The organism is Fibrobacter succinogenes subsp. succinogenes S85 (genome assembly GCF_000146505.1).
In the GTDB taxonomy this organism is placed as follows: Bacteria; Fibrobacterota; Fibrobacteria; order Fibrobacterales; family Fibrobacteraceae; genus Fibrobacter; species Fibrobacter succinogenes.
The window spans coordinates 1,683,268-1,706,604 of the sequence record NC_017448.1; the positions used below are offsets into that span (position 1 = coordinate 1,683,268).

Consider the following 23,337-nt stretch of genomic DNA (forward strand, 5'->3'; position numbering starts at 1 on the left):
TCCTCAGAAGAAATCCACGTTAATGTCAAGGCCATCCTGCAGGATGATCTTGAACAGGCTATCAGCAGAATGCACTGTCTTGACCAAGTCGTCATGAAGCTGTCTGTCGTTTAACAAAATACCGACAGTATTGTCCTTCGAATCCATCTTGGCCTGCACCTTGGCAATCAGCCCATCCAAATGCTTAGTCACGCCTTCCAGGTCAGAAATCAGCTGGTTTGCGTTACCCATAACCTTATCCGTTCCGGCAAAGAGCCCATTGATCGGTTCCTTGACGCCATCGACGAGCTCGTTCACCTTGACCGTCACCTTGTTCAGGTTCGCAAGGCTCTTCTTGAGCTGCGGATCAGTCGTCGTCACAAGCGACATCAGGCGGTCTTCAAGATTCTCAGCCTTCACGAGGAGAGTCTTGAATCGGTCCTGGAATTCCGGATTTGCAATCGTTCCGTTCAAAGCCGTCTTTACCGCTTCAAGCAAGACCTTCGTGGAATCGCAAACTTCACCCGCAAGGCCAAGCGCTTCGGCAATGCCCGCATCGAACTGGCCCGTGATGGTATCGCCCGGCACGTAGTATTCTTCAGCATCACCGAGGATCATGCCAATCTGGCGTTCGCCCATGATGCCGATGTTCTGCACGCGGATTTCGGAATCCTTCGGGATTTTCACGTTGGACTTGAGCCTGACCGTCACCACGACGCGGTGGCCAGAAAGCTCAATAGACTCCACGCGGCCTAGCTTCACGCCATTGATTTTGACCGGGTCATCCAAAACTAGCGTACTCACCTGCGTAAAGCGCAAGTGATACACATCGAAAGTTTCACGCAGATCCTTCTCGTTCAAAAAGAACATGCCAAATATCAAGATGAAAATGGCTAAAAGAACGACAAGTCCGACGGAGAAGTATAAAGCGGTATTCTTTTTCATTCTAAAACTAATCTAGCATATTTTAATTAAGTCCTGAGTTATGAATGACTTGTATTAGGCTATTTTTGACAAGGATAACAAAGAAAAACTATAACGAGCGTTTTAACACCTTATGATAGAAGAACCGATGAGCCAAGAAGGCGGCATTTCTATTCATCTCGCCTCCCCGGAGCAAATCCGTTTCTGGTCCTATGGCGAAGTGACAAAGCCGGAAACGATTAACTACCGTTCCTTCAAGCCTGAAAAGGATGGTCTTTTCTGCGAAAAGATCTTTGGACCGATCAAGAACTGGGAATGCAACTGCGGCAAGTACAAGCGCATCCGCTACAAGGGCGTCGTCTGCGACCGTTGCGGTGTTGAAGTGACTCACTCCAAGGTCCGTCGCGAACGCATGGGCCATATTGAACTCGTGTGTTCTCTTGCTCATACCTGGTTTGTCCGCAACCAGCCGTGCGTCATCGGAGCCCTCCTCAACCTCAATACCAAGGACCTCGACCATATCATCTACTACGAAAAGTACGTGGTGATTGATCCGGGAACAACCAACCTCGAAAAGAACTCCTTGATTGACGAAGAAGAAAAGCAAAACCTCATTGACGAAGGCCGTGAATTCGTAGCTAAGATGGGTGCAGCAGCAATCAAACAGCTCTTGGATAGCCTTGACTTGACCAAGCTCTCCGAAGAACTCCGCTTGCAGGCTACTTCCAAGTCCAAGACCAAGCAAGACGAAGCCGTAAATCGCCTCAAGGTCGTTGAGGCATTCCGTAAATCCCAGATGGAAAGCTTCCGCACTTACTACAATAACCCAGAAGCAGCACAAAAGCGAGACAGAGACAAAATTTGGCTCAAGGGTCTTGCCGAAGCTGTTGCCGAATTCAAGGTTGACTACGAAGCCAAGCACTCCGACTTTGTGCTTGCCGACGCCTACGAAGAATTCCGTCACAAGTATCCGACTGAGGCCCGTCTCTTTGCAAACCAACCATCTTGGATGATTCTCGACGTGATTCCGGTGCTTCCGCCGGACCTGCGTCCGCTCGTACCGCTTGAAGGTGGCCGCTTTGCCACCTCCGACTTGAACGAACTCTATCGCCGTGTCATCAACCGCAACAACCGCTTGAAAAAGTTGATTGACATCCGTACCCCTAACGTGATTCTCTGCAACGAAAAGCGTATGCTCCAGGAAGCTGTCGACCAGCTGTTCGATAGCGACCGCCGCACCGTTCGTGCTGGTTCTGCACGTCCGCTCAAGAGCCTCGCTGAACTCCTCAAGGGTAAGCAGGGTCGCTTCCGTATGAACTTGCTCGGTAAGCGTGTTGACTATTCCGGCCGTTCCGTGATTGTCGTGGATCCAGAACTCCGCCTAGACCAATGCGGCCTCCCCAAACGCATGGCACTTGAACTTTACAAGCCGTTCATCATCCAGCGCTTGGAAGAAGAAGGCATTGTCTACACGCACAAGTCTGCTAAAAAATACGTTGACGCAAATCGTCCTGAAGTCTGGGACATTCTTGAACAGATTATTGAAGACCACCCGGTCATGTTGAACCGCGCTCCGACGCTTCACCGCTTGGGTATCCAGGCCTTCTATCCGAAGCTCATCGAAGGTAACGCGATTCACCTCCACCCATTGGTCTGTCCGGCTTTCAATACAGACTTTGACGGCGACCAGATGGCGGTGCATCTCCCGCTTTCTTTTGAAGCACAGCTTGAATGCCGCGTGTTGATGCTTTCTTCGAACAACATCCTTCACCCATCTTCTGGTCAGCCGATTACGGTGCCAAAACAGGATATGGTACTTGGCCTGTACTACCTAACCAAGCCACGTCCCAACCGCAAGGGTGAAGGCATGCACTTTTATGCCCCGGCCGAAGCCATCAGCGCTTACGAAAACGGTGCCGTGGATTTGAACGCCAATATTTATCTTAAACTAAAAGCGGGTCAAAAAATTTACAAGGGATCCGTTGAAAAAGACATCATCCTTGAAGAAGACTGCATCATCAAAACAACCGTCGGCCGTATCATCTTTAATGATATTGTCCCGCCTGCACTTGGCTACATCAATGAAACCCTTAACAAAGAATTTATCACAAATTCCATTGATAATCTCTATCATCGTGCAGGCAACCGAGTGACCGTCGATTATCTCAACAACCTCAAGGCAATCGGTTTCAAGTGGGCCACAAAAGCAGGCACTTCCATCGCAGTAGCCGACATCCTAATTCCGAAGGAAAAGCAGGAATTGCTCAATGCCGCCACCAAAGAAATCAGAAAGATTCGCGCCCTTTACGAAGACGGTGTCATTACTGACGGTGAACGTTATAACCAGACAATTGACGTGTGGTCCAAGACGACGTCCAACGTTGCAGCCAAGCAGTGGGACTCGCTCTCTCACGACCGCAATGGCTTCAACCCGCTTTATATGATGGCCGACTCCGGTGCTCGTGGTAACCGTGAGTACATCAAGCAGTTAGCCGCAATGCGAGGATTGACGCAAAAGCCGATCAAGCAACTCGGTGGTCAGGAAGTTATTGAAAACCCGATTAAGTCCTGTTACCGAGAAGGCTTGAACGAAATGGAATACTTCATTTCATCTCATGGAGCACGCAAGGGGTTGGCCGACACCGCTCTAAAGACGGCTGATGCAGGTTACCTAACACGCCGTCTTGTGGACGTGGGCCTGGATCTCGTGATTACCGAGAAAGACTGCGGTACGGCGAACGGTATTGAAGTATCCGCACTCAAGGACGGGGACGATACAGTCATTCCTCTTGAAGAACGTCTTCTCGGTCGCGCACCGGTCGATGACATCAAGCATCCAGTCACAGGCGAAGTGATTGTCAAGGCAGGCGAACTCGTGAACGAACGCGACCTTCCGAAAATTTCTGCAGCAGGTTTTGAGCACATCAGGATGCGTTCCGTACTCACCTGTGAATCCCGCAACGGCGTGTGTGCCAAGTGCTATGGGCGCATGCTTTCTTCCGGTCGTCCGGTTGACCTCGGTGAAGCCGTGGGCGTGCTTGCAGCACACTCCATCGGCGAACCGGGTACGCGTCTTACGCTTCGCACCTTCCACATTGGTGGTGTACATTCTCCTTTGACCGTTGAAAATTGCAAGAAGGCTATCGTTGATGGCCGCATTAAGCTTGAACAGATCGAAACCATTGAACACGAAGGCCAGAAAATCGTGGTTTCCCGTATGGGCGAACTCGTCATCTTTGACAACACCGGCATTAACAAGGGCCGTTACCAGATTCCGTATGGCTCTATCATGCACGTTGGAAACAACGCTATCGTCAAGAAGGGCGACTGCATGTTCGAATGGGATCCGTACAACAGCCCGATTATCACGAACGTTGCCGGCAATGTCGTTTTCTTCAACATGGTGGACAAGCAGCACGGTAAGAACAAATTGCATCCAGCCATTATCATCAATGATGACCGTGGCGAAAAGGTTGGCTACTTCATGTTGCCTGATGGTGCAATCCCCGCCGTGAAGCAGGGTGACAAGGTTGCCTCCGGTCAGGTTATCGCAAAGCTTCCGCGTGCTGCAGGTAAGACCCGCGATATTACCGGCGGTCTTCCGCGAATCGCAGAAATCTTCGAAGCGCGAGTCCCAAGAAACAAGGCATTCATCGCACCGGTTGACGGTCTCGTCAAGTACGGTAACGAAGTACGCAACTACCAAGAAATTGTTATTCAGCAGATGAATGGCTACGAAATGAAAATGTTTGTTCCGCTTGGTATCCATCTAATAGTCAACGAAGGCGATCGCGTCCGTGCAGGTCAGAAGATTAGCGAAGGCTGCGTGGACCCACACGACATCCTCGATATTCTCGGTCCCGAGCAAGCAGAGCTCCACTTGGTAAATGAAGTTCAAGCGGTTTACCGCCTACAAGGTGTGGCTATTGCAGACAAGCACATCGAATGCGTCGTTCGTCAAATGATGCGCAAGGTTCGTATTACTGATTCGGGTGATTCCGACTTCCTGCCGGGTGAAGAAATTACCAAGGACAGTCTCCGTACCGAAAACGATCGCCTAATCGCTCTTGGTAAAGCCATAGCGACATATCAACCGATGCTCCTTGGCATCACTAAGGCATCCTTGGCAACGGACAGCTTCATTTCTGCAGCATCCTTCCAGGAAACCCAAAAAATCCTTACCCGCGCCTCCATCGAAGGACGTGTGGATCCGCTCATGGGTCTTAAGGAAAACGTAATTATAGGCAGGCTAATTCCATGCGGAACAGGCGCCCGCCACCTGCGAGACGCCCAAGTAATTGATGTCGATGCCGACGAAATGGAAGAACGCTCTCGTTATCTGAATGCCGTGTCTAGTTTTGTGAATGCAGTATCAGAAAATTCTGAAACCAGTACCCAAATCCAGATGCAGGATAACGAAATTGACACCTCTAACGAGGAAGAGTAATCGTCTTTAACTATTCCCCAACCCTCACGATAGGGCTGTTTGTCTCAATGCCGTTCACATGGCGATCAAGCCAGTCAAGCAACAAAGCATCGCGTTCTGCCTGCGGGAGCGCGAACTTTTCGCGGCCCTGCTTCTGCATGAACACGTCAAGGTAAGTCATCAGCACGCCACCGGCAACGGAAACGTTCATCGATTCCGTAATGCCATACTGCGGGAGCTTGAATTCATAGTCTGCATGGGCAAGCGTATCCGGATGGTTCCCGTGGAATTCACTGCCCAAGTAAAAAGCCATCGGCTGACTCAAATCAAGGTCGAGCACAGAGTTCGTAGTGTTCGTGCTGGCGACCGCAATCTTGTAGCCCTTTTCACGGAGCTTTTCCATGCAGAGCATGCGCTTCTTGTACAGGTAAAGGCTCATCCACTTGTAGGAGCCCTTCAAGATGGACTTGTTCACGCTATAGGCGTTGTCTTCTTCAATGATGTGAACATCCTGGAGGCCAAAGACTTCTGCAGTACGGATAACGGCGGAAATGTTGTGCGGATCAAACAGGTCCTCGAGCACCATGCAAAAATGACGCGTACGGCGATTGACCACAGACGTCAAGAGTTCACGGCGGCGTTCCGTCACACGTGCAAGCAAAGTTTCCATATCCTTAGGTTCACTCATTTTTTATTCCTTTATTATATAAGTATTTGCCCTGAAGTCAGGGGACTCAATAGTCTCTTTTTTCTCTTTCGGTTCAGCCGGCTTCACCACAGGCTTCGGCTTGGAAAGTTCCATCCTTGAACGGTCAAGGCGTTCGGCATCACCCAGCTTCCACGAGCCACCGGCAACCACCTTATCATATTCTGCAATATGGCGCTTGTTTTCGGGAGTCTGCAACTTGGCATTTTCCTTAAGCGGTTTTCTGTTTCCGCCATAGTACATTGACGCAGCCTTCTTGATATCGTTCACGACATCGTCAATTTTCGAGTTCACAACACTCTTGAAGACGCGCAGCTGCATGATAGAATTCAGCACCGAGTTTGCAGGGAACACAACTGCAGTAAGTTTGTACTTAAGCTTTCGCGGGGCGACAAGATCCATGTCCAAATAGGCAACAGCGGTTCCCTTAAGGGACCATTTCAAAATTTGCGCATAGCCGTACCCAAAGAACATGTTACGAAGCATCGTCTTTGTACCAGCGCTATCCTGCAAGGCCCAGTAAAAGTCACCGGAAAGACCATGACCGTTGCTGCCCGAGAAATAGCGGCGGTTAAGGCTATTGTATTCCAGTGTATATTCCGATTCCAGATAAGCGTTAATCAGGTCTGCAGTAAAGGGCATGTTATCGAACAGGTACGAAATTTCGTTGACCTCAAGCGGGAGCGTCCCCTCGCTAGAATAGATAGCCCTGTACTGGCGGCCAAGTCGCATAAAGATGTCCGTCATCATCGGAGCATTGACATCCAACGAAAAACCGCGCTTGACAATTTCCTTGTACGGGCCACAGAACTCGTTATCATACTCAATCTTGGGCCACGGTTTCAAATCCGCTTCCGTGCAGGCCTCGTACTTGATATCAAGGCACTTATACATTCCCGAGCAGAACGAACGCATGTTATCGGCGTTGTTCTTCGTTTTCATCAAAAGCTGCCGGCGGGAAACTTCTGACGAAGAGACACTCTTTGTAGCGTAAGACATTGACGTGCCAAAAGCAAGCACAAAGCCAATGCAAACACTCAAAAAAGAGAATCGCAAACCCTTACTCTGCATAAGCACCTCCCTTTGAGATTTAACGGAACTCTAGGCTGTCCAGAGGAATTACAGTGAACGGCTTGAGCGAATCAAACATAGCGACAGGACCAACGATCGAAATCGTCATCTTTTCGCGGCTAAAGTACTTCGCAATCATCGTCTTCACCTGTTCCGCCGTCACAGCATTGATTTCCTTCACATACTCAAGATAATGGTCATCCGACTTGCCCAGGAGCTCACCCCTTGCAAAAATGGAAGCGGTTGCAGCCGGGGAATCAAAGAGACTCGGCAAGCTTTCAACAAGCGACTTCTTGGCCTGCACAAGTTCTTCGTCCGTAGGGCCGTTCTTCGCAAGCTTTTCCACTTCCTCAAAAATGAGCTTCATGGCAAAGTCCACGGTCTCCACTTTTGTCTGGAGAGCAATCGTCGTCATCGCCGTGTCGCGGTAATCGTTACCCACCGTGCTATAGACGCTATAGGCAAGGCCCTCGTCACTACGGACACGGTTCATAAGTCTAGAACTAAAGCTTCCACCGCCCAGGATGAAGCTAGCGACAGCAGTCGGGTAATAATCCGGATGCGGACGCTTCACAAACGGCTGGTTCATGGTGATGTTCGCCTGCGTGATATCCTTGTCGACCACGTACACACCGGGCTTGCGGGCAAAAGCAAGCGGTGCTGGCTTCGGCGATTCGGCCTTCGGTGATTCGACCTTCCAGTCCGCAAAGAACTTCTTGAGCGCGACTACCGCAGAATCCTTGTTGACATCACCGGCAAGCGCAAAGACGATGCGTTTCGAAGAGAACACGCCCTTTGCAAGGCGCTTCACGTCGGCAGCGGTGACAGCCTTGTATTCAGCGGCATTGGCATCCCAGAGTCTCGGATTCGGGGCGTAGTTCACCTTGGCCTTGAGCGCCGAGAGTACCTTGGCAGGAGTTTCATAGCGGCGTTCATAAGCGGTGACGTAATTCGCCTTCATGATTTCAAGCTGATTCTTGTCAAAGGCCGGGTCCGTCAGCACCTTTTTGGCGAGTTCAAGCATCGACGGGAAGTTTGCAGAAAGGCAGTTGATATCAAATGCCGAGAGGTACGTGCCAACGCTCGTCGAAATGGACGCACTTACGAATTCCAGGGAATCTTCAAGGACATGCGGAGAAATACCGCCACCCGCACCACGACGGATCATGGAACCAACCATTTCAAAAGCGGCTTCGTCCTTCAGGACCTGCGGCAAATGGCTTTCTTCAAAATAGACCGAGAAATCCACTAGCGGAAGCGTACTGTCACTGACGATATAGCCCGTAATTCCATCTGCAATTTCTACACGGAAATCCTTCGGGTACGGAGCGACATACTTATATTCAGGGAATTCAATCTTGCTATAATGTTCGGGCAATTGGCTAGACACCCCCATTGCAGAACTAGAACTATCCACAGCGGAAGCGTACATATCCGGCACATGCTTCACATGCGGTGACTTTTTTGGCATCATGGAGCATGATGTCATGGCCACCAAAGACACGCCTAGAGCGATATAAATCTTGTAATTCGTTTTCATCTATTAGAAAATAGTAAACTTCTGGTAAAAAAAGATAAGCCAGGTCGGAGCATTCCAACATAGACCATGAAATTTACGGATTATTCGTCCCCATACCGAAATAAGTCATATATTAATACTTGAGCCTTCCTAGTGGCCACAACACGCGTAGTAAGCCTACCTCCGGCTTCCGCACAGTTCTCCAGTCGAGACACAAGCCCCACCAGGAAGGCTTCTTCAATCCCTCCTATGAAAAAGACCCGACGCGAGCGCGCCGGGCCTTTTTTAGTAAACAGTGGTTAGTTAATAGTGGCTAGGTCCCCATCAGCTAAAGCGACCATTGAGCTGTTTGCGGCGGCGGCCACGTTCCGAGATAACAGCCTCAATCAAAAACAGGAGGGCTGCAAGCCCGAGGAAAATCTGGTAGCGGTCCTGGTAATTTTCCATGCGGTCACTGCTCTGGTCCTTCTTTTCAAGCGTTGCAATTTCGGTCAAGACCTTTTGCAGCTGGAACTCGCCCGGACTTGCGTAAAAGTAAAGCGCACCCGTCACATTTGCAATTTCCTGAAGCGTCCCTTCTTCAAGGCGTGTCGTCACGATGTTGCCTTGCATATCCTTCTTGTAGACGCTACCGCCGTTCTTGTCCTTGAGCGGTATAGGCACGCCTTCGCGGGAACCGATACCGATTGTATAAATCTTGATGCCAAATTCAGCCGCTTCCTTAGCGGCATTGACTGCTGCGGCTTCAAGTTCTTCGCCATCGCTCATGAGAATCATCACAGAATGTTGGCTTGCACCACCGGAGTTTTTGAACAAAGTCATACCCTTGCGGATAGCGCTTTCGAGGTTCGTACCCGGCATGAGCCACCCCGGATTGAGTTCACGAAGCACCATCTGCACCGTACCGTAATCAAGCGTCAAAGGCACCATGACCTGAGCTTCACCACTGAACGCCACAAGACCCACGCGGTCTCCCGTCAGAGATTCAAGGAAAGCCGAAATCTCGTGACGACTACGCACCAAACGGTTTGGCTTCACATCTTCGGCAAGCATCGAAAGCGAAATATCCTGCAACAGCACAAGATCCTGGCCACGGCGTTCCACGTGTTCCATCTTGCGGCCCCACTGCGGACGGGCTAGTGCAACAAACAGGAATGCAATCGCGAGGAGCAAAAGCAAGACTTTAGTCAGGCGCCTCCACGGAGAAACGCTCGTCGAAAGTTTCGAAAGCATAGGGAGCGATACAAAACGGGCAGCCAGTTTTTTACGGCGATGGTAAGCATACACAAACAGAAGTGCAAACAAGGGCAGAGTAAAAAGGCCCCACAAAAAATTCGGTTCGGCAAATCTCATTATCTACTCCGATAAAACATCTTGTATCAACAAGCACCAAGAATATACAAAAGTCTGCGGAAAAAAACTTTTAAAATGGTTTTGATTTCTTTTCATAAAGTCTTCATACGAAAAGCTTGCAAATAGTTATATTTCCTACTAAGGTTCAGGTTGCGAGAATGTCTTACGTAGGCTTAATAGAAATCAACATCATCTGCATAACAGTATTGCTCATTACACTGTTGCAGTTCAAGGATAGTATCCTCAGACACCTTGAAGAACGTATTCTCGGTTTTACCATCATCGATACCATCATCTACATCGTGTTAAGCACGGTGACCAAGATGCTGTACTCGGTGCATATCCAGAGCGACCTCTATTCCAGCAACCAGAAAATTTGCGTCATTTACGCCATCATGTACGCCCTGAGCTTGAGCTCTTCATTGCTCCTCGCCCAGCTGTGGTTCTCGTTTATATTCCTACGAATCCGCAAAAGCGTCTACTCGTACAAACACCTGTTCCCGCTTTTTTCAACACCAAGCATTATCGGCATTTTCATCTGCATCGGCATCAGCATCTACGGCTTTACAAACGACTGCCACACCACATCGTTGCAATTCAGGCGCCTACTGCCATTCCTCATCGGGCTGAACTTCATATACATTCTGGCGACAATGGTGCTTGGCATTCAGCATGCCATTACGCAAAAGAATTCTACAAACCGCAAGGAAGCGTTCTACCTTTCATTTATAGCCCTTGTGCCAAGCGGAAGCTGCATCATCCAGTACTTCGTTCCAGACATTCCGCTCACCGACCCGATTTTCGCGCTCACACTCCTGCACGTCTACGTCACGCTCTTGAAGTACAGAATCACGTCTGACCCACTTACCGGCGTGAACAACAAGATCCGACTGATCGAATACCTCCAGTACATCACACAGCACCAAGATCCGAGCAAGCGCCTGTTCATTCTCGTGATGGAAGTTGACTTTTTCAAGGATATTGTGCGCAACTTCGGTTATGAAATGTCCGACCGCGTCGTCGCCGACTTAGCATCTTTCTTCAAGCGCCAGTGCAGAGGACAAAACGCGTTTTTGGCAAGGACAAGGGACAACCAGTTTGCGATTGTCATGGAACGCGACGAGGTTTCAGAAATCGAATCTTTCTGCCAGAAGCTCGTACGTGAATGCGACCGCGACAGCATGCAGTCCGACATGACCACATGGAAAATTTCATTCAGCCTGCATTACGCTGAAATTTCAAACATCTCTACAAGCAATATTTCGCAAATCTTTGCCGAAGCCAAGAAGAACTGCTACAAGCCAGAAACTCCGGCACCGAAGGATTAGTCGGCAGAACTTAGTTGGCAGAGCTTAGAAATGCTTAAAGAGAAAAGAGATGTTCTAAGTTCTAAAATCACGGGATTCTCACGAATCGGGTGTTCGCAAGGATGAGTTCAAGCAGAATGAGGAGCGCACCGACCAGAAGCCACGGGTAGAATTTTTCGGCATAGCGGGCGTAAGCAATCGTCTCAATTTCCGTTTTTTCGAGTTCATCGATTTCAGAGTAAATCTTTTCAAGTTCAGCCTTGTTTTCGGCACGGTAGAAACGTCCACCCGTCTTTGACGCAATCGCCTTGAGCACGTCCTCGTCAATGCCTTCCTCAGGCGTAATGTCGCGTTCGCCCCAGGAGATTTCACCAGTCCACGGGTTCTGCTGGAACGCAAGAATCTTGCCGGACTTTTTGCCGACACCGACAGTATAAACCTTCACGCCCAGGGACTTCGCCACCTCGGCAGCACGCACCGGCGGAACGACACTCGCATTGTCGCGGCCATCAGTCAAGAGAATCACCACGCGAGACTTGGCATCGGACATCTTGAGCCTGGCAAGCGCGTTCATCAAGCCATCGCCAATGGCGGTCCTGTTGTTCACAAGCGTATCGCGAGCAAGGTCGTCGCTTGCCTTCAAGATTTCAAGCAGGGAACCATAATCCATCGTGAGCGGACACTGCGTAAACGAGCGAGCGCCAAATGCCGAAAGGCCAATACGGTCGCTATGGCGCTTGCCAATAAATTCGGCAATTACGTCCTGCGCGTAACCGAGACGGCTGTATTTCCAGTATTCGCCGCGTTTCAAGATTTTTTCGGCATTCATCACGCCAAGCTTCGCCTGTTCGGTACGGGTAAGCATGTCAAGCGTTCCCATAGAGCCCGAAACGTCAAGTGCAAGCATGATATCGACACCATCCGTCGAAGTGTATTCGACTTCCATCGCATTCTGCGGACGGGCAAGAGCCACCACAAAGCAAACGAGGGCAGCCAGGCGAAAAGCCGGAACAATATGCCTAAACCTTACACGACGGCTAGGAACCGCCTTCTTTGCAATGGCTAGCGCCGGGAACTTAATTGTACTCTTACGACGCTGCTGGCGGTAAACATAAAGCGCAACCAACAGCGGAACAAACAACAACAGCCAAAAGGCTTCGGGATTTTGAAAATGAAGGGCTCCAATATCCATTTCAGCTCCAAAATAACGAAAAACGACAAATTACATGCAAGAATATACAATTTAGTCGTCGCGGAGACAATTCCGAAAACCGAATTCTACAACAGCATGAGTCCATCGACACCGAGCACGGTGAGACACGATACTACAGCGACTGTCACAAGGCCACCACCGAGGAGCGATGCGACCACAGCGGCAAGGAGCGCGCAGGCGCCCGTCAAACGGCTATCCGTCGCAAAGAAGATCGCAGGCACGGTCATCGCACTGAGCACGGTATAAGGCACGTAAGCGAGGAACGAGCTCCAGAACACGCTCTTGAGCTTTTTGCGAAGCAAAATGAACGGCACCGCACGCAAGAACAGCGTCACGCCAGCCATCACGAGCAAGTAAATCAAGTAAGTTTGCATGTTGATATTCATTTGGCCACCTCGTCATCTGCATTGACGTTTTGCATCGGAAAGAGCCATGCTGCAATAAAGGATGCCACGAGTGCGCAAATGATAATTGCAAAACCGACAGACACGCCACTCAACGGCGGGAAGAACTTGAACGCGCAACTGAGCGCAACCGCAATCACGACCGCAAAAACCGTCGGGCCATGCACCTTCATCTGCGGCACCACAATCGCCACAAACATGCCATAAAGAGCAACGCCAAGGGCATTCGTCACCATCGCCGGGAGAATTTCACCGCAAATGGCACCAACCATCGTCCCAAGCGACCAGCCAATGTAAGGGAGCGTCGAAAGCCCAAAGAAGTAAATCGGCGTCACGCGCTTCTGCGACATTGCCACTGCAAAAATCTCGTCCGTGATGCCAGTCGCGAGCAAAAGGCGCTTTACCGTACCAAAATCCGACGAGACCTTCTGGGAAAGTGAAATCGCCATCAGCGAATAGCGGAGGTTGATAAAGAACGTCGCAAGCGCCATCTCGATAAACGTACCGGCAGCATCTGCCATGATCTGGAGCCCAGCAAACTGGCCTGCCGAGGTCAAATTCGTCATGGATATAAGCGTCACAAGCGGCCACGAAAAGATCTTTGAGCCCGCAATACCAAAAGAGAACGAGACGGCAAAGTAGCCAAGCCCAATCGGGGAACCGTCCTTTAAGCCCTTCAAATAACTCATGGGCGCAAAGATAGCATTTTTAAGAGACTTTGGGGTGATTTATGCAAATATTTAAATACATGCAATTTTTGTAGGAAGTAGACAGTGGTTAGTAAACAGCAGGACAAATGCGTAGGTCGAGTGTCGCGGTCAAGCTTGCTTGGACATGACCGAGGCCAGCATTTGGCACTTGAACGAAGTGAAAGTGCAAGTTAGAAGTTGGCAGAACTTAGACTCAATGCTTAAGGCTTAGGGCATAAAAAAAGCCCGCAGCACTAAGCCACGGGTTAAGATTCGAGAAAACTCAGCTATTAGTTTTCGCCGTTGCGCATTTCCATCGTTTCACGGTCCATCGTGTGCTGCAAGTATTCCTTGAAATCACGGTCGATGTTCACACCGTCAAAGTCGATGTCGTCGTTTTCCAACACGAACACGGCGCTCGGGTTATCAAGCCAGCCCACGATGTCCACGTCTTCCAACTTCATGGACTTGTCGCCAGCCTTCTGGGCAACGTATTCAACCTTGGACTTCGGAACCCAGCCCTGACCGCAGGCGCCCTTCACGAGGACTTCGGTATCGCCTTCTTTCAAGACTGTCATTTCGTCGTTGAAGCTAGCCGTGCAGACTACGGAGCCACCATCTTTTTCTTTGGTGAGTTCCACATCGCCCAGCTTGGACTTGACCTTCTTGGCTGCAAAAGAAGAGGCAACCAGCAAAGCGAAGGCGACAAACATAATTTTTTTCATCATTTTCATAGCGAATCCTCAAAACAAGGGAAATATTCAACAATGCTATACGAATATACCTTTTATTTTGCCAATCCGTTGCATTTTCTTTTAAATTTTTACGCAATGAAGAAGATTTTTTCAATTGCCGCCATTATCCTCGTTTTAACCGCTGTTTTTGCGTATTTCCACGTAAATCAACGGTTGAGCGCCGTTTCACTCAACGAAAATACCGTCATTTTGGAGATTCCAAAGGGCAGTTCCCCCACAAAAGTTTTACAAATTTTACACGAAAAAGAGGTCTGGACAGACGACCTGGCGTTCAATTTGTGGTGCAAACTGAACAAACCGGCCCTAAAAGCGGGCTGGTACGAGGTCCCCGCCCACCAGTCGCTTGATGAACTCACCGAGCTGTTCGAAAGCGGCAAAAACGCCGTCCGCAAGGTGACGATTCCCGAAGGTCGAGCCTCCTGGGAAATCCCCGCCTACCTCCAGAAAAGTTTCCCTAACCTTGACACGGCCCGTTGGAACAAACTAGTCCAGGACCCGAAGTTCGCCCGATCGCTCGGCATCGAAGGAAACTCTCTTGAAGGCTACCTGTTGCCGGACACGTACCCGTTCGCCATCAATTCCGATGAAGAATCCATACTGCGACAGATGGTCGCCGCAAACTTCAAGGTACGCGACGAAATGAAGGCACGCAAAAGCCCCATGTGGGATAAGCTTAAAAACTGGCACCGCGTGTTGACACTTGCAAGCGTGGTCGAAGAAGAAACGGGCATCCCGGACGAACGTCCGCTCATTGCAGGCGTGTTCCATAACAGATTGGACATTGGCATGCCGCTCGGAGCAGACCCGACGGTGCGGTTCATCTTCAAGAACTTGACAGGTCCCATCTACAAGAGCCAGTTGAACAGCGACAGCCCCTACAACACCCGCAAGTTTCCGGGACTGATGCCCGGCCCGATTTCAAATCCGGGTCGCAAGGCTATTGAAGCAACGCTTTTCCCGGCAAAGACGAGCGCACTTTACTTTGTAGCAAAAGACGATGGTTCACACACGCATTTCTTCAGCACGAACCTCGCCGATCACAACAAGTACAAGGACGTCGCCGCCAAGAACCGCGGCGAAAAGAAGTAGCGGCGGAGCCGCAGTGGTTGGTGGTTAGTGGTTAGTAGGAAGTAGGAAGTAGGAAGTTCTGAGAACGTAACGTCACCTCATACCCCAGAGCACCCGTAAGGGTGCGAGCCCATACCTAACTAAAACAGATTGTAGTCACCGATGCGGATAAAGTATCTGTAGTTTTTGAATTCTCTCAAATCACCAAACGTTTCCGTATCAACAACGCGGTTAAGGCCTGCGTAAACAGTAAACGAACGGTACTTATAGCGGAGCGCCGGTTCAAACACAAACTTATTTGAATTCAGCTTTGCTGTTGCCTTGTCTTCAAAATCGTGGACATACGCAAACGAAAGCCATGCGCCAAAGCCATGACGGTGAACACCACCGTTTAAGCGCAACATCGCATAACCATGCGTTGAAAGTTCTGGATCTTGCCAGTCCCCGGACCACGGCGTTGCCGCCACATGCAGGCGATAACGGTCTTCCATCGCGGGATTGTCAAAATTCTTGGGGTACGCCATGCTGCCACCATCACGATAAGCATCAAAGCCCATAGCCATGCCCATCGTTATCGAAGCATTCCTAGCCGGTGAATAGGAGAGCCTTCCATCAAGAGTGTAAATCCCGTGAATCGGGCCTCTCTGGTGGAACCCGACCCCAATCAAGTTCATGCCAAGGCTTGCATTTGCGGCATAGCCCTTTGTGGCAAACCAGGGGTCATCTTCGCCATTCAACAACGAATAGTGAACACTCTGCGTCACCGGACTAGTCTCATAATTACTACTCGTATTCACGACGACATCGTCAAAGAAGTCTTCTTCGGGAATGGCGCTCGGAGCAAGTTCAAACTCGCGACTGCCAAACAGGAACTTGACCTCGACTGACTGCATTTTATCAATCGCGTATTTTGCAGACAGGAAAAGATCGTTACGCTTTTCAAACTTGATACGGTTCTCTTCAGGCACATTATCCTTCTCGAACGTCTTCAAAAAACACAACTTCATCAAGTCATAGCCAAAGCTAAATTTCCAGCGACGGTTAATCAAGTTCGAAAGCTCCAAACGCGGACGGAATCCGTAAGACGACGTCCCATAAAAGCCAGCCAACTTAAAACTGATTTCCATCTGGTTGACGTAATTGAGAGCCACTTCACCATAGGCGTTAGCACCAATCACGTTAGAACCAAAGCCGCCCACCGCTACATCGACAGTCGGGTGAACGCCCACATCAATCAGGAGATCGCCTTCAGGCTGCATATTGAACGAGATTGTATCGTAAGGAGCCTTCGCCGTAATTGAATAAGCAAAGTTTGATGGAGCCACAAAGCCCGTATCTTCGGGACTCCAGTAAGAAGCAACCGCCGAATGGTGTTCCGACGAAAGACTGTCAAAAACAGGATTGAAGGCGAACCAAGCTTCGGACTTTTGCTTGTCCGTGTATTCCCTACGTCCATCAACCAACGGAATAATCTCGCGCAAACGACCTTCCACTGCCGAGAATCCCGCCTGAATCATGGACTTGCGGGACGTATCGCGAATGGAATGCGCCCTCACAAACACGCCCTGCACATCACCCAGCTTTGACAAGACGTTGTTCTTAAGTTGACGCGTTTCAACATTGCCGTCCAAATCGTAACGAACGGGATCCGGCACAACGATAAGCACCGCTTCTTGCGGGTTCTTGACCAGGGGCAAAGCCAAGTACGGACAAAGTTCACCGGACTTTTCATTCCCTGAAAGCGGGAGCGATGCGACAATATCGGCATAAGACGGATTTTCAATCACGCTATCGCAAGTCTGGAGCGTAAAGGGGATACGATAGGAACCACGCTGGCGGTAAAGAGACTCCTCAAAGCGGAGGCGCGAAAGCGAACGTTCAATGGAAGCGGTATCGGGGACAAGCGCATGCATACTGCGATAGACATTCCCTGCCGAATCCGCATAGAACGAAAACCTTTGGCGAAGCGTCGGGATACCCTCTATCGATAGCGGAATATCAAAACCGCTATGCTCTGTTTTATCATGGATCGTATTCGCCCCAACGAACTCAACAATCGAAGGATCCATCATCAAGCGCTGGATATCGTCAATCGAGACACCGAGCGACCAAAGCGCACCCATCCAGGCGCCCCACGAAGTGGCGACAATGGAATCCACGGGAATCTTGTATTCTTCCAAAGCGTACAAAGCGCCCAAATGGAACCATGGCGAACGCTCGCCACCGCCGAGATAAAGCACAGACTTGGTCTTCTTGGCCTGCAGTGAATCGGGAACAAGCTGCATAGCGCTCAAAAGCGTTTCATCAGCGGAATGTGCCGCCTGGGCAGGCGCCACATAAACAGCAGCAATCGCCACTGCCAAAAGGAGCGTTTTTTTAAGCCAGCCGTGCGGGGTTGGAAACATACCTACCTGCCTCTTCGGCAGTCACATAGTTAGAGCGAACAAGTTCTGCCAAGCAATCGTCCATCAAGAGCATGCCTTCAGATGAAGAGGAAGCCATCACGGACGTGAGCTTAAACTGTTCGCCGCTGCGAATGTGAGCAGCCACGTTTTGCGTGTTAAAAAGGATTTCCCAGGCCGAAACGGCGCCACCGCCTTCAGCTGCAGCGGGCAAGAGTCTCTGCACGACAACAGCCTTGAGAGATGCCGCAAGCATGGTACGGACAAGGTCGCGATTTTCGGGAGTAGCTGCAGAAAGGAGAGCATCGACAACGCCAACGGCGTTACCCGCCGTCACGTTCATGACCACCAAGGCGCCCGATTCTGCAGCACGTAAAATGGAAATCAACGACGAGCCGTCAAAATCGCCAAGCCAGAAAAGGTCCGTTCCGCTACGGAGGCCCTGTTCCAGCTTTTCGGAGGTCGAGCCGACCGTATTCACAAGCTTTAAGCTTTCACCCGTTTTCACAGGCAGTTCACGGCTTTCATCCAAATCGCAGAACCGCAAAATGCCAGAACTGCACAAAGCCGAAACGTAAGACAGCGCCGAGACCGTTTTTCCAGAGCACGCTGGCCCTGCAAAAATCACGAGACCGGAACTGAGACCGAGCAGGCTATCGAGAGCCGCAGGCGCGCCAAGAGATGTAAAATCCGGACATTCGGCCATGAGCGGGCGGAATATCACCGCATTGCCAAGCGCTTCGCGGAAGTACTTCACGCGCCACTTGGTGTTCACCCAAGGACCACCGACAAACGTTCCTGACTCGCCATCAATCGCGCCTAAAAATTCAAGCAAAGAGCCGAACGGGAGTGCTGTAGATTCGGGGACCGCACAGACGCGACCTGCAAAGCGGACCGCCGAAGGTGCGCCCTCGGTCACAATCAATTCGCTTGCCCCGATGTTCAAGGCGTATTCCAAAAGAGATTCAATTTCTGATGCCATGATGAACCTCGCTAAACCTTGCGGTAAGACGCAAAACGGCGGCTGTCGTTTGCACGTTTCCAGGCTTCATTGCCTTCGATGTAACCGGATTCTACGCACATCTGCAAAGAATCGTCGAGCGTAATGCCTTGGTCTTTCTGATTGCTAATCGCAGAGAGGATCTGCGACACATCGCACTTGCGGATCATGCCCGCAATCGTCGACGTGACTTTCATCGCTTCGGTTGCAAGCACAAGACCCTGGTTTTGCACAGCAGGAATCAAGTGCTGCACGATGACGCCCTTGAGTTGTTCAGCAAGCGAGCATGCAAAGGCGGCTCGGTTCTCGCTCGGTACAGACATGAGGAGGCGCGAAAGAAGCGCGTTGATATTATTGCCGCTTGCGACGGCAAATACGAGAGCGCCCGCGTTCGAAGCCTGCATGAGCAGGGAAAGTTCCTCCATCGTTTCGAGATGGTCAAAGAGAATCACGTCGGCGCCGGTGCGGATGGCAAGTTCGATGCCAGCGGCACCGGAGCGCACATGCAAGCCAACTTCGCGCTGGGCGATGGAGCCGTTCGGATTCTGGAGCAAGCGTTCAATCGGCTTTTCGACCGTCTGGATGAACACCTGGCGATTCGCAGCGATGCACTCGGCAAAGGCGGTCATCGTCGTGGAGCGGCCGCTCGACGACGGGCCAGCAATGAGTACAAGCCCGCTATTGAGCGTTGCAAACTGCATGCTGAATTCGGGCAAGTAAAGATTCTCGAGTGCCACCGATTCCATCGGAATGATGCGAATAGAAATGCTCGGCGTGACGTCGTTCCACGTCACGGAAATGCGGGCACGACCAACACCCGGGAGACCCATAGTCTTACTGAAATTGCGGCCGACCACAATCTTGTAGCCGTCTGCAAAACCTTCGGCCGCTTCGGCCAGGCGGTCCATCAAATGCGTTTTTTCAAGCACTTTCTCAGACGCAATAAAGAGCTTGCCGGACTGGCGCATGGTAATCTGGCGGTCGGCGTAAAGGTAAACGTCCGTGACGTTAAACTTGCGGGCGTAAGCGATGATTTTTGCAAGCGGCGTAATCGGGTGCAAGACATCGGGAGCTTCAACGGCTTCGCCTTCGCCGGTAGCAACGGCGAACTGCGACGGAAGTTCTTCGGTCGCAGTTTCTTCGGCGGGCGTTTCGCTTTCGACCGGAACTTGCACGCTCGCCATGCTCGTCGTTTCGAGGCCTTCAACCTTTTCGATGACGACCGTCGAAGAAGAGGCTTCGCCGTAAAGGCTGCTGTTGCCTTCAATCTTTATGGCGGGTTCTTCTTCCGGCTGCGGAGCAGGCGCGGCTGAAACTGCAGCGGGTGCAGGTTGCGCGGGAGCAGTGGGATGAGCCGAGGCCGAAGACTGTGCCGGCGTTGATGCGGATGGCGCGGGGGCTGCAGACGAGGCTGCCGCGGGCTTTTCAGCAGGTTTTGAAGCGGGCTTCGCATTTTTCGCTTCAAGGTTCTTCACAAATGCAAGAACCTTATCGTACATGGACTGTTTCAAGATTCCCGCACGAACAAGAACCTGACCGATATCCATCGAGTCGGAGATTTCGCCCCAGTGGGCCTTGACCTGGTCCTCGGACACAACCTTGTTGTGTACAAGAACCTTTGCCATGTACTGATTTCTCATAAGAAATCCCTCCGGCTAAACCACCAACTTGCGATGGCCAAGAACACGCCGATATAACCAAGTGCATAGACGCTGTTCCAGAACACGTACATGTCCGGGAGCGCTACCCCATGCACCACATAGTTCGTCACGTTAAAGCGATAAAGTCCAGGGAATACGGCGTGAATCACGACCGCCGCCTTTTCAAGAATTGCAGAAGAAGTTCCCTGCAGTTCGCCCATGCGGCTTGCAAACTTGACCTGTTCCATAAGCTGGTCGCTCAAGTGGCCCGCAAAGTAAACGCCAAGCGTAAAGAGCGCAGAAAGCACCGTGCTACTGAAATTGCTGAACAGGAGTGCGACAGCAATCACGACTGCCATTTCACAGAAGATGAGGTAAATCGCCGTCAATAAGCTCAATGTCGGGCTAGAATTTGTAATCCACAGAATCGCATAATAGATTCCCGTGAGGAGCGTCAGGTGAACGGCAACAACCGCCAAAAGTCCAAAGTACTTGCCCACGATAAACGCGGCACGGCTAATAGGCTTTGACAAAAGCGTGAGCACTGTGCGCCGCTGGATTTCCTTTTGCACAAGGCTAATGCCCACAAATATGGAAATCAGAAGACCCGAAAGGCTCATCACCGAAAGCGTCGTAGACTTGATGACGTAAGCGCGGTCAAACACCGACCACTCGCCAAGCACAATGCTAAAAAGCGTAAGTGCAATCGCCAAAAAGTCAATGTTATAAAGAATCTTGTCGCGAATGGATTCGCGGAACGTATTGAGGGCAATAATGCCGATATGCTTAAGCGTCTGCACGGGCAATTTCCTCCGTCAAAATATCTTCGAGACTCGGACGCTTGTGGTCCATCTTTTCTACGGCAATCCCATTCGAGAGACAGAAGCCGAGCAAACGATCGCGGGCGACATCGTCAGCGCAGATGTATTCTTGCGGGTGACCCGTTGCAGAAACACCGCGAGGCAAGTCCGCTTCCAAAATCGCCTGGCGCGTCCGCACATGATATTCCACACCGCAGGATTCCGTGATTTCATCGACGGTCCCTTCGCGGACAATCTTGCCATCGACAATCATCGCCACGCGGTGGCTGATGCTTTCCACGTCGCTCAATAAATGGCTCGAATAGAAAATCGTCACGCCATCGCGGTTGAGCTGCTGGATAGCCTCGCGCACGTCACGACGACCCATCGGGTCCAGGCCGCTCATCGGTTCGTCGAGAATCAAAAGCTTCGGCTTGCCAAGAATCGCCTGGGCAATCCCCACGCGCTGCATCATGCCCTTGGAATACGAACGCAAGCGGCGGTCGATCCAGTCCTTGTTTGCGTGCAAAAGTTCAAGCGCCCAGCCAATACGGGATTCGAGTTCCGCGCCCTTGAGGCCCACAAGCTTTCCGTAAAAACGCAAAAGTTCACGACCCGAGAGATAATCGTAAAAATACGGCTGTTCCGGAGAATAACCGATATACTGGCGGCTCTTCACATCGCGCGGGCTGATGCCGTTTACAAGCACCTTGCCCGAATCAAAATTCAAAAGTCCTGTCAGAACCTTGATAGTGGTGGACTTGCCCGCCCCGTTAGGTCCAATAAATCCATACACCTTGCCCGCTTCGACATTGAAGCTCACGTCCTTGAGCGCAAGCTTCGGCTTCATCGTAAAGCCACTGCGATACGTCTTGTGCAGGTGTTCAATTTCAATCATCAAATCACTCATACACGCAATCACTTGTTAGAATTTTCGTCGGAATCGCTAGCCGCATCTTCGCTAGACACATCATCGGAATCGCTGAGACCAGCCGCCTTGTAGGATTCTTCAATTTCTCGACGGCGACGGTCCGCTTTCTCTTTCTTGTTGATGAAAAAGTAAATGACGGCACCGACCAAATACACGACAATGCCCGAATAGAAAATCGGGTTGATAGATTTTCCCTCAAGACCGGGGAAAACGTTCAAAATAATCTCGTGACCAAAAAGCGAAAGCAGCACCAAGATAAAACCGAGCGCCCTAAGCACATGAGTGACAATCACTATTTTTTGCATCGTAAACCTCTAAACGATGCCGTACAACCCGCACGGCATTCACATTTTGAATATATGTATTTATAGATGAAAAAGGCGAGCTAAATCGCGAATATCGTGCGATTTTAAGCGATTTACACGCAAAAAAGGCCTTGCGGTGGGATGCCACAGGGCCTTCTTGTTATGATTCAGCTAAGAGGATTGATTAGGGAGGTGCCTGCTCGGGGGCAGGCATGACAAATTTTAGCGCTATTTTACTTTCACGCAGCGGACGGAGGCGGCGATGGTCTTGTTGTAATGCTCGTACGTTACTTTGTCCTGTACGCGGACCATCACAGCGCGGGATTCGTCGAATGCATCAGCAGTCCAGAAGCTTGCACTCACGTTTTCGTCGGCGAACTTGCCATCGTAATAGCGGAAGCCATCCTTACCGATGTTGAGAGCCTTGAAATCAGCCTTTTCGAAGTCAGCCTGTTTAGGGAGTTCCCAGCCTGTGGGGCATGCGTCATTGGCGGATTTCCAGTCATAGAGGCGGCCATACTTTTTGCAGTTGTCGAGGTTATTGCCGTAGCAGTAACTGGAATCAAAATTCAGAAGGTTGGCGTTTTCAGCCATCCACACGCGGCCACCCGTTTCGACGGTGGAATAGGTTTGGCCTTGGCATTTGAGCGTCTTGGCGGATTCATCGTAATGACAGTTTTCAACTTTTTCGCATGCAGTAAATGCAATGGCGGCGACAAAAAGAGCCAATACGGCAACGAACTTGAACTTCATATGTTCAATCTCCTTAAGATTGTTTTTTTGAATTTTTCAAGAGCTCTTTTTTTCGGCTCCAAATTTAGATGGAATTAGCCCTTTTGACTAAT

At 50.6% G+C, this 23,337-nt stretch carries 19 protein-coding genes; 3 read left to right on the top strand and 16 right to left on the bottom strand.

All coding sequences use genetic code 11. The annotated features are described in order from the left end of the window. Nucleotides 1–3: 3 nt before the first annotated feature. Nucleotides 4–924 carry an MlaD family protein gene (locus tag FSU_RS06900; RefSeq protein WP_014545741.1) on the bottom strand — a complete coding sequence of 307 codons (921 nt, stop codon included), beginning with the start codon at nt 922–924 and terminating at the stop codon, nt 4–6. A gap of 112 nt (nt 925–1,036) precedes the next feature. Between FSU_RS06900 and rpoC the strand changes: the two genes are divergently transcribed. Further along, nucleotides 1,037–5,350 carry a DNA-directed RNA polymerase subunit beta' gene (gene rpoC, locus FSU_RS06905; protein WP_014545742.1) on the top strand — a complete coding sequence of 1,438 codons (4,314 nt, stop codon included), beginning with the start codon at nt 1,037–1,039 and terminating at the stop codon, nt 5,348–5,350. Nucleotides 5,351–5,360: 10 nt separating this feature from the next. Here rpoC and FSU_RS06910 read toward each other — a convergent pair whose 3' ends face one another. The 4 genes from FSU_RS06910 to FSU_RS06925 form a co-directional block, all read right to left on the bottom strand. After that, entirely contained in the window at nt 5,361–6,017 is a 657-nt protein-coding gene (locus FSU_RS06910) for a TrmH family RNA methyltransferase (protein WP_015731886.1), read from the bottom strand. A gap of 3 nt (nt 6,018–6,020) precedes the next feature. Continuing rightward, nucleotides 6,021–7,106 carry a hypothetical protein gene (locus FSU_RS06915; protein ID WP_015731887.1) on the bottom strand — a complete coding sequence of 362 codons (1,086 nt, stop codon included), beginning with the start codon at nt 7,104–7,106 and terminating at the stop codon, nt 6,021–6,023. A gap of 19 nt (nt 7,107–7,125) precedes the next feature. Beyond that, complete coding sequence (locus FSU_RS06920; RefSeq protein WP_015731888.1) at nt 7,126–8,646, bottom strand: M16 family metallopeptidase; 1,521 nt, start codon at nt 8,644–8,646, stop codon at nt 7,126–7,128. A 303-nt stretch (nt 8,647–8,949) separates the two neighbouring features. After that, nucleotides 8,950–9,978 (bottom strand): vWA domain-containing protein, encoded by a 1,029-nt coding sequence (locus tag FSU_RS06925; RefSeq protein WP_014545746.1) that lies wholly within the window; start codon nt 9,976–9,978, stop codon nt 8,950–8,952. Nucleotides 9,979–10,136: 158 nt separating this feature from the next. Between FSU_RS06925 and FSU_RS06930 the strand changes: the two genes are divergently transcribed. After that, the gene (locus FSU_RS06930; RefSeq protein ID WP_015731889.1) at nt 10,137–11,306 is read left to right on the top strand and encodes a GGDEF domain-containing protein; all 1,170 of its coding nucleotides are present in this window, start codon (nt 10,137–10,139) and stop codon (nt 11,304–11,306) included. 67 nt (nt 11,307–11,373) lie between these two features. Here FSU_RS06930 and FSU_RS06935 read toward each other — a convergent pair whose 3' ends face one another. The 4 genes from FSU_RS06935 to FSU_RS06950 all read right to left on the bottom strand — a co-directional run bounded on the left by FSU_RS06935 (nt 11,374) and on the right by FSU_RS06950 (nt 14,325). After that, entirely contained in the window at nt 11,374–12,477 is a 1,104-nt protein-coding gene (locus FSU_RS06935; protein ID WP_014545749.1) for a vWA domain-containing protein, read from the bottom strand. 86 nt (nt 12,478–12,563) lie between these two features. Continuing rightward, nucleotides 12,564–12,884 (bottom strand): AzlD domain-containing protein, encoded by a 321-nt coding sequence (locus FSU_RS06940; RefSeq protein WP_015731890.1) that lies wholly within the window; start codon nt 12,882–12,884, stop codon nt 12,564–12,566. Then, on the bottom strand, nt 12,881–13,591 hold the full coding sequence (locus FSU_RS06945) for an AzlC family ABC transporter permease (RefSeq protein WP_014545751.1): 711 nt from the start codon (nt 13,589–13,591) through the stop codon (nt 12,881–12,883). The genes FSU_RS06940 and FSU_RS06945 overlap by 4 nt, the downstream gene beginning before the upstream one ends. Nucleotides 13,592–13,881: 290 nt before the next feature. Then, nucleotides 13,882–14,325 carry a hypothetical protein gene (locus tag FSU_RS06950; RefSeq protein WP_014545752.1) on the bottom strand — a complete coding sequence of 148 codons (444 nt, stop codon included), beginning with the start codon at nt 14,323–14,325 and terminating at the stop codon, nt 13,882–13,884. Between the two features lie 96 nt (nt 14,326–14,421). Here FSU_RS06950 and mltG point away from each other — a divergent pair, with 96 nt between their 5' ends. Continuing rightward, on the top strand, nt 14,422–15,435 hold the full coding sequence (gene mltG / locus FSU_RS06955) for an endolytic transglycosylase MltG (RefSeq protein ID WP_244263737.1): 1,014 nt from the start codon (nt 14,422–14,424) through the stop codon (nt 15,433–15,435). 119 nt (nt 15,436–15,554) lie between these two features. Here the strand turns inward: mltG and FSU_RS06960 are convergent, their stop codons facing one another. The 7 genes from FSU_RS06960 to FSU_RS06990 form a co-directional block, all read right to left on the bottom strand. After that, complete coding sequence (locus tag FSU_RS06960; RefSeq protein ID WP_014545754.1) at nt 15,555–17,819, bottom strand: patatin-like phospholipase family protein; 2,265 nt, start codon at nt 17,817–17,819, stop codon at nt 15,555–15,557. After that, nucleotides 17,791–18,798: an ATPase, T2SS/T4P/T4SS family gene (locus tag FSU_RS06965; RefSeq protein WP_014545755.1), complete on the bottom strand. Its 1,008-nt coding sequence runs from the start codon at nt 18,796–18,798 to the stop codon at nt 17,791–17,793. The genes FSU_RS06960 and FSU_RS06965 overlap by 29 nt, the downstream gene beginning before the upstream one ends. 11 nt (nt 18,799–18,809) lie before the next feature. Further along, the gene (locus tag FSU_RS06970; protein ID WP_015731893.1) at nt 18,810–20,456 is read right to left on the bottom strand and encodes a type IV pilus twitching motility protein PilT; all 1,647 of its coding nucleotides are present in this window, start codon (nt 20,454–20,456) and stop codon (nt 18,810–18,812) included. Then, nucleotides 20,453–21,256: an ABC transporter permease gene (locus FSU_RS06975; protein ID WP_014545756.1), complete on the bottom strand. Its 804-nt coding sequence runs from the start codon at nt 21,254–21,256 to the stop codon at nt 20,453–20,455. Before FSU_RS06975 ends, FSU_RS06970 begins: the two co-directional genes overlap by 4 nt. Beyond that, on the bottom strand, nt 21,243–22,166 hold the full coding sequence (locus FSU_RS06980) for an ABC transporter ATP-binding protein (protein ID WP_244263738.1): 924 nt from the start codon (nt 22,164–22,166) through the stop codon (nt 21,243–21,245). Before FSU_RS06980 ends, FSU_RS06975 begins: the two co-directional genes overlap by 14 nt. A gap of 8 nt (nt 22,167–22,174) precedes the next feature. Next, complete coding sequence (locus FSU_RS06985) at nt 22,175–22,492, bottom strand: hypothetical protein (protein WP_014545758.1); 318 nt, start codon at nt 22,490–22,492, stop codon at nt 22,175–22,177. Nucleotides 22,493–22,720: 228 nt separating this feature from the next. Continuing rightward, entirely contained in the window at nt 22,721–23,245 is a 525-nt protein-coding gene (locus tag FSU_RS06990; protein WP_014545759.1) for an FISUMP domain-containing protein, read from the bottom strand. Between the last annotated feature and the right edge of the window lie 92 nt (nt 23,246–23,337).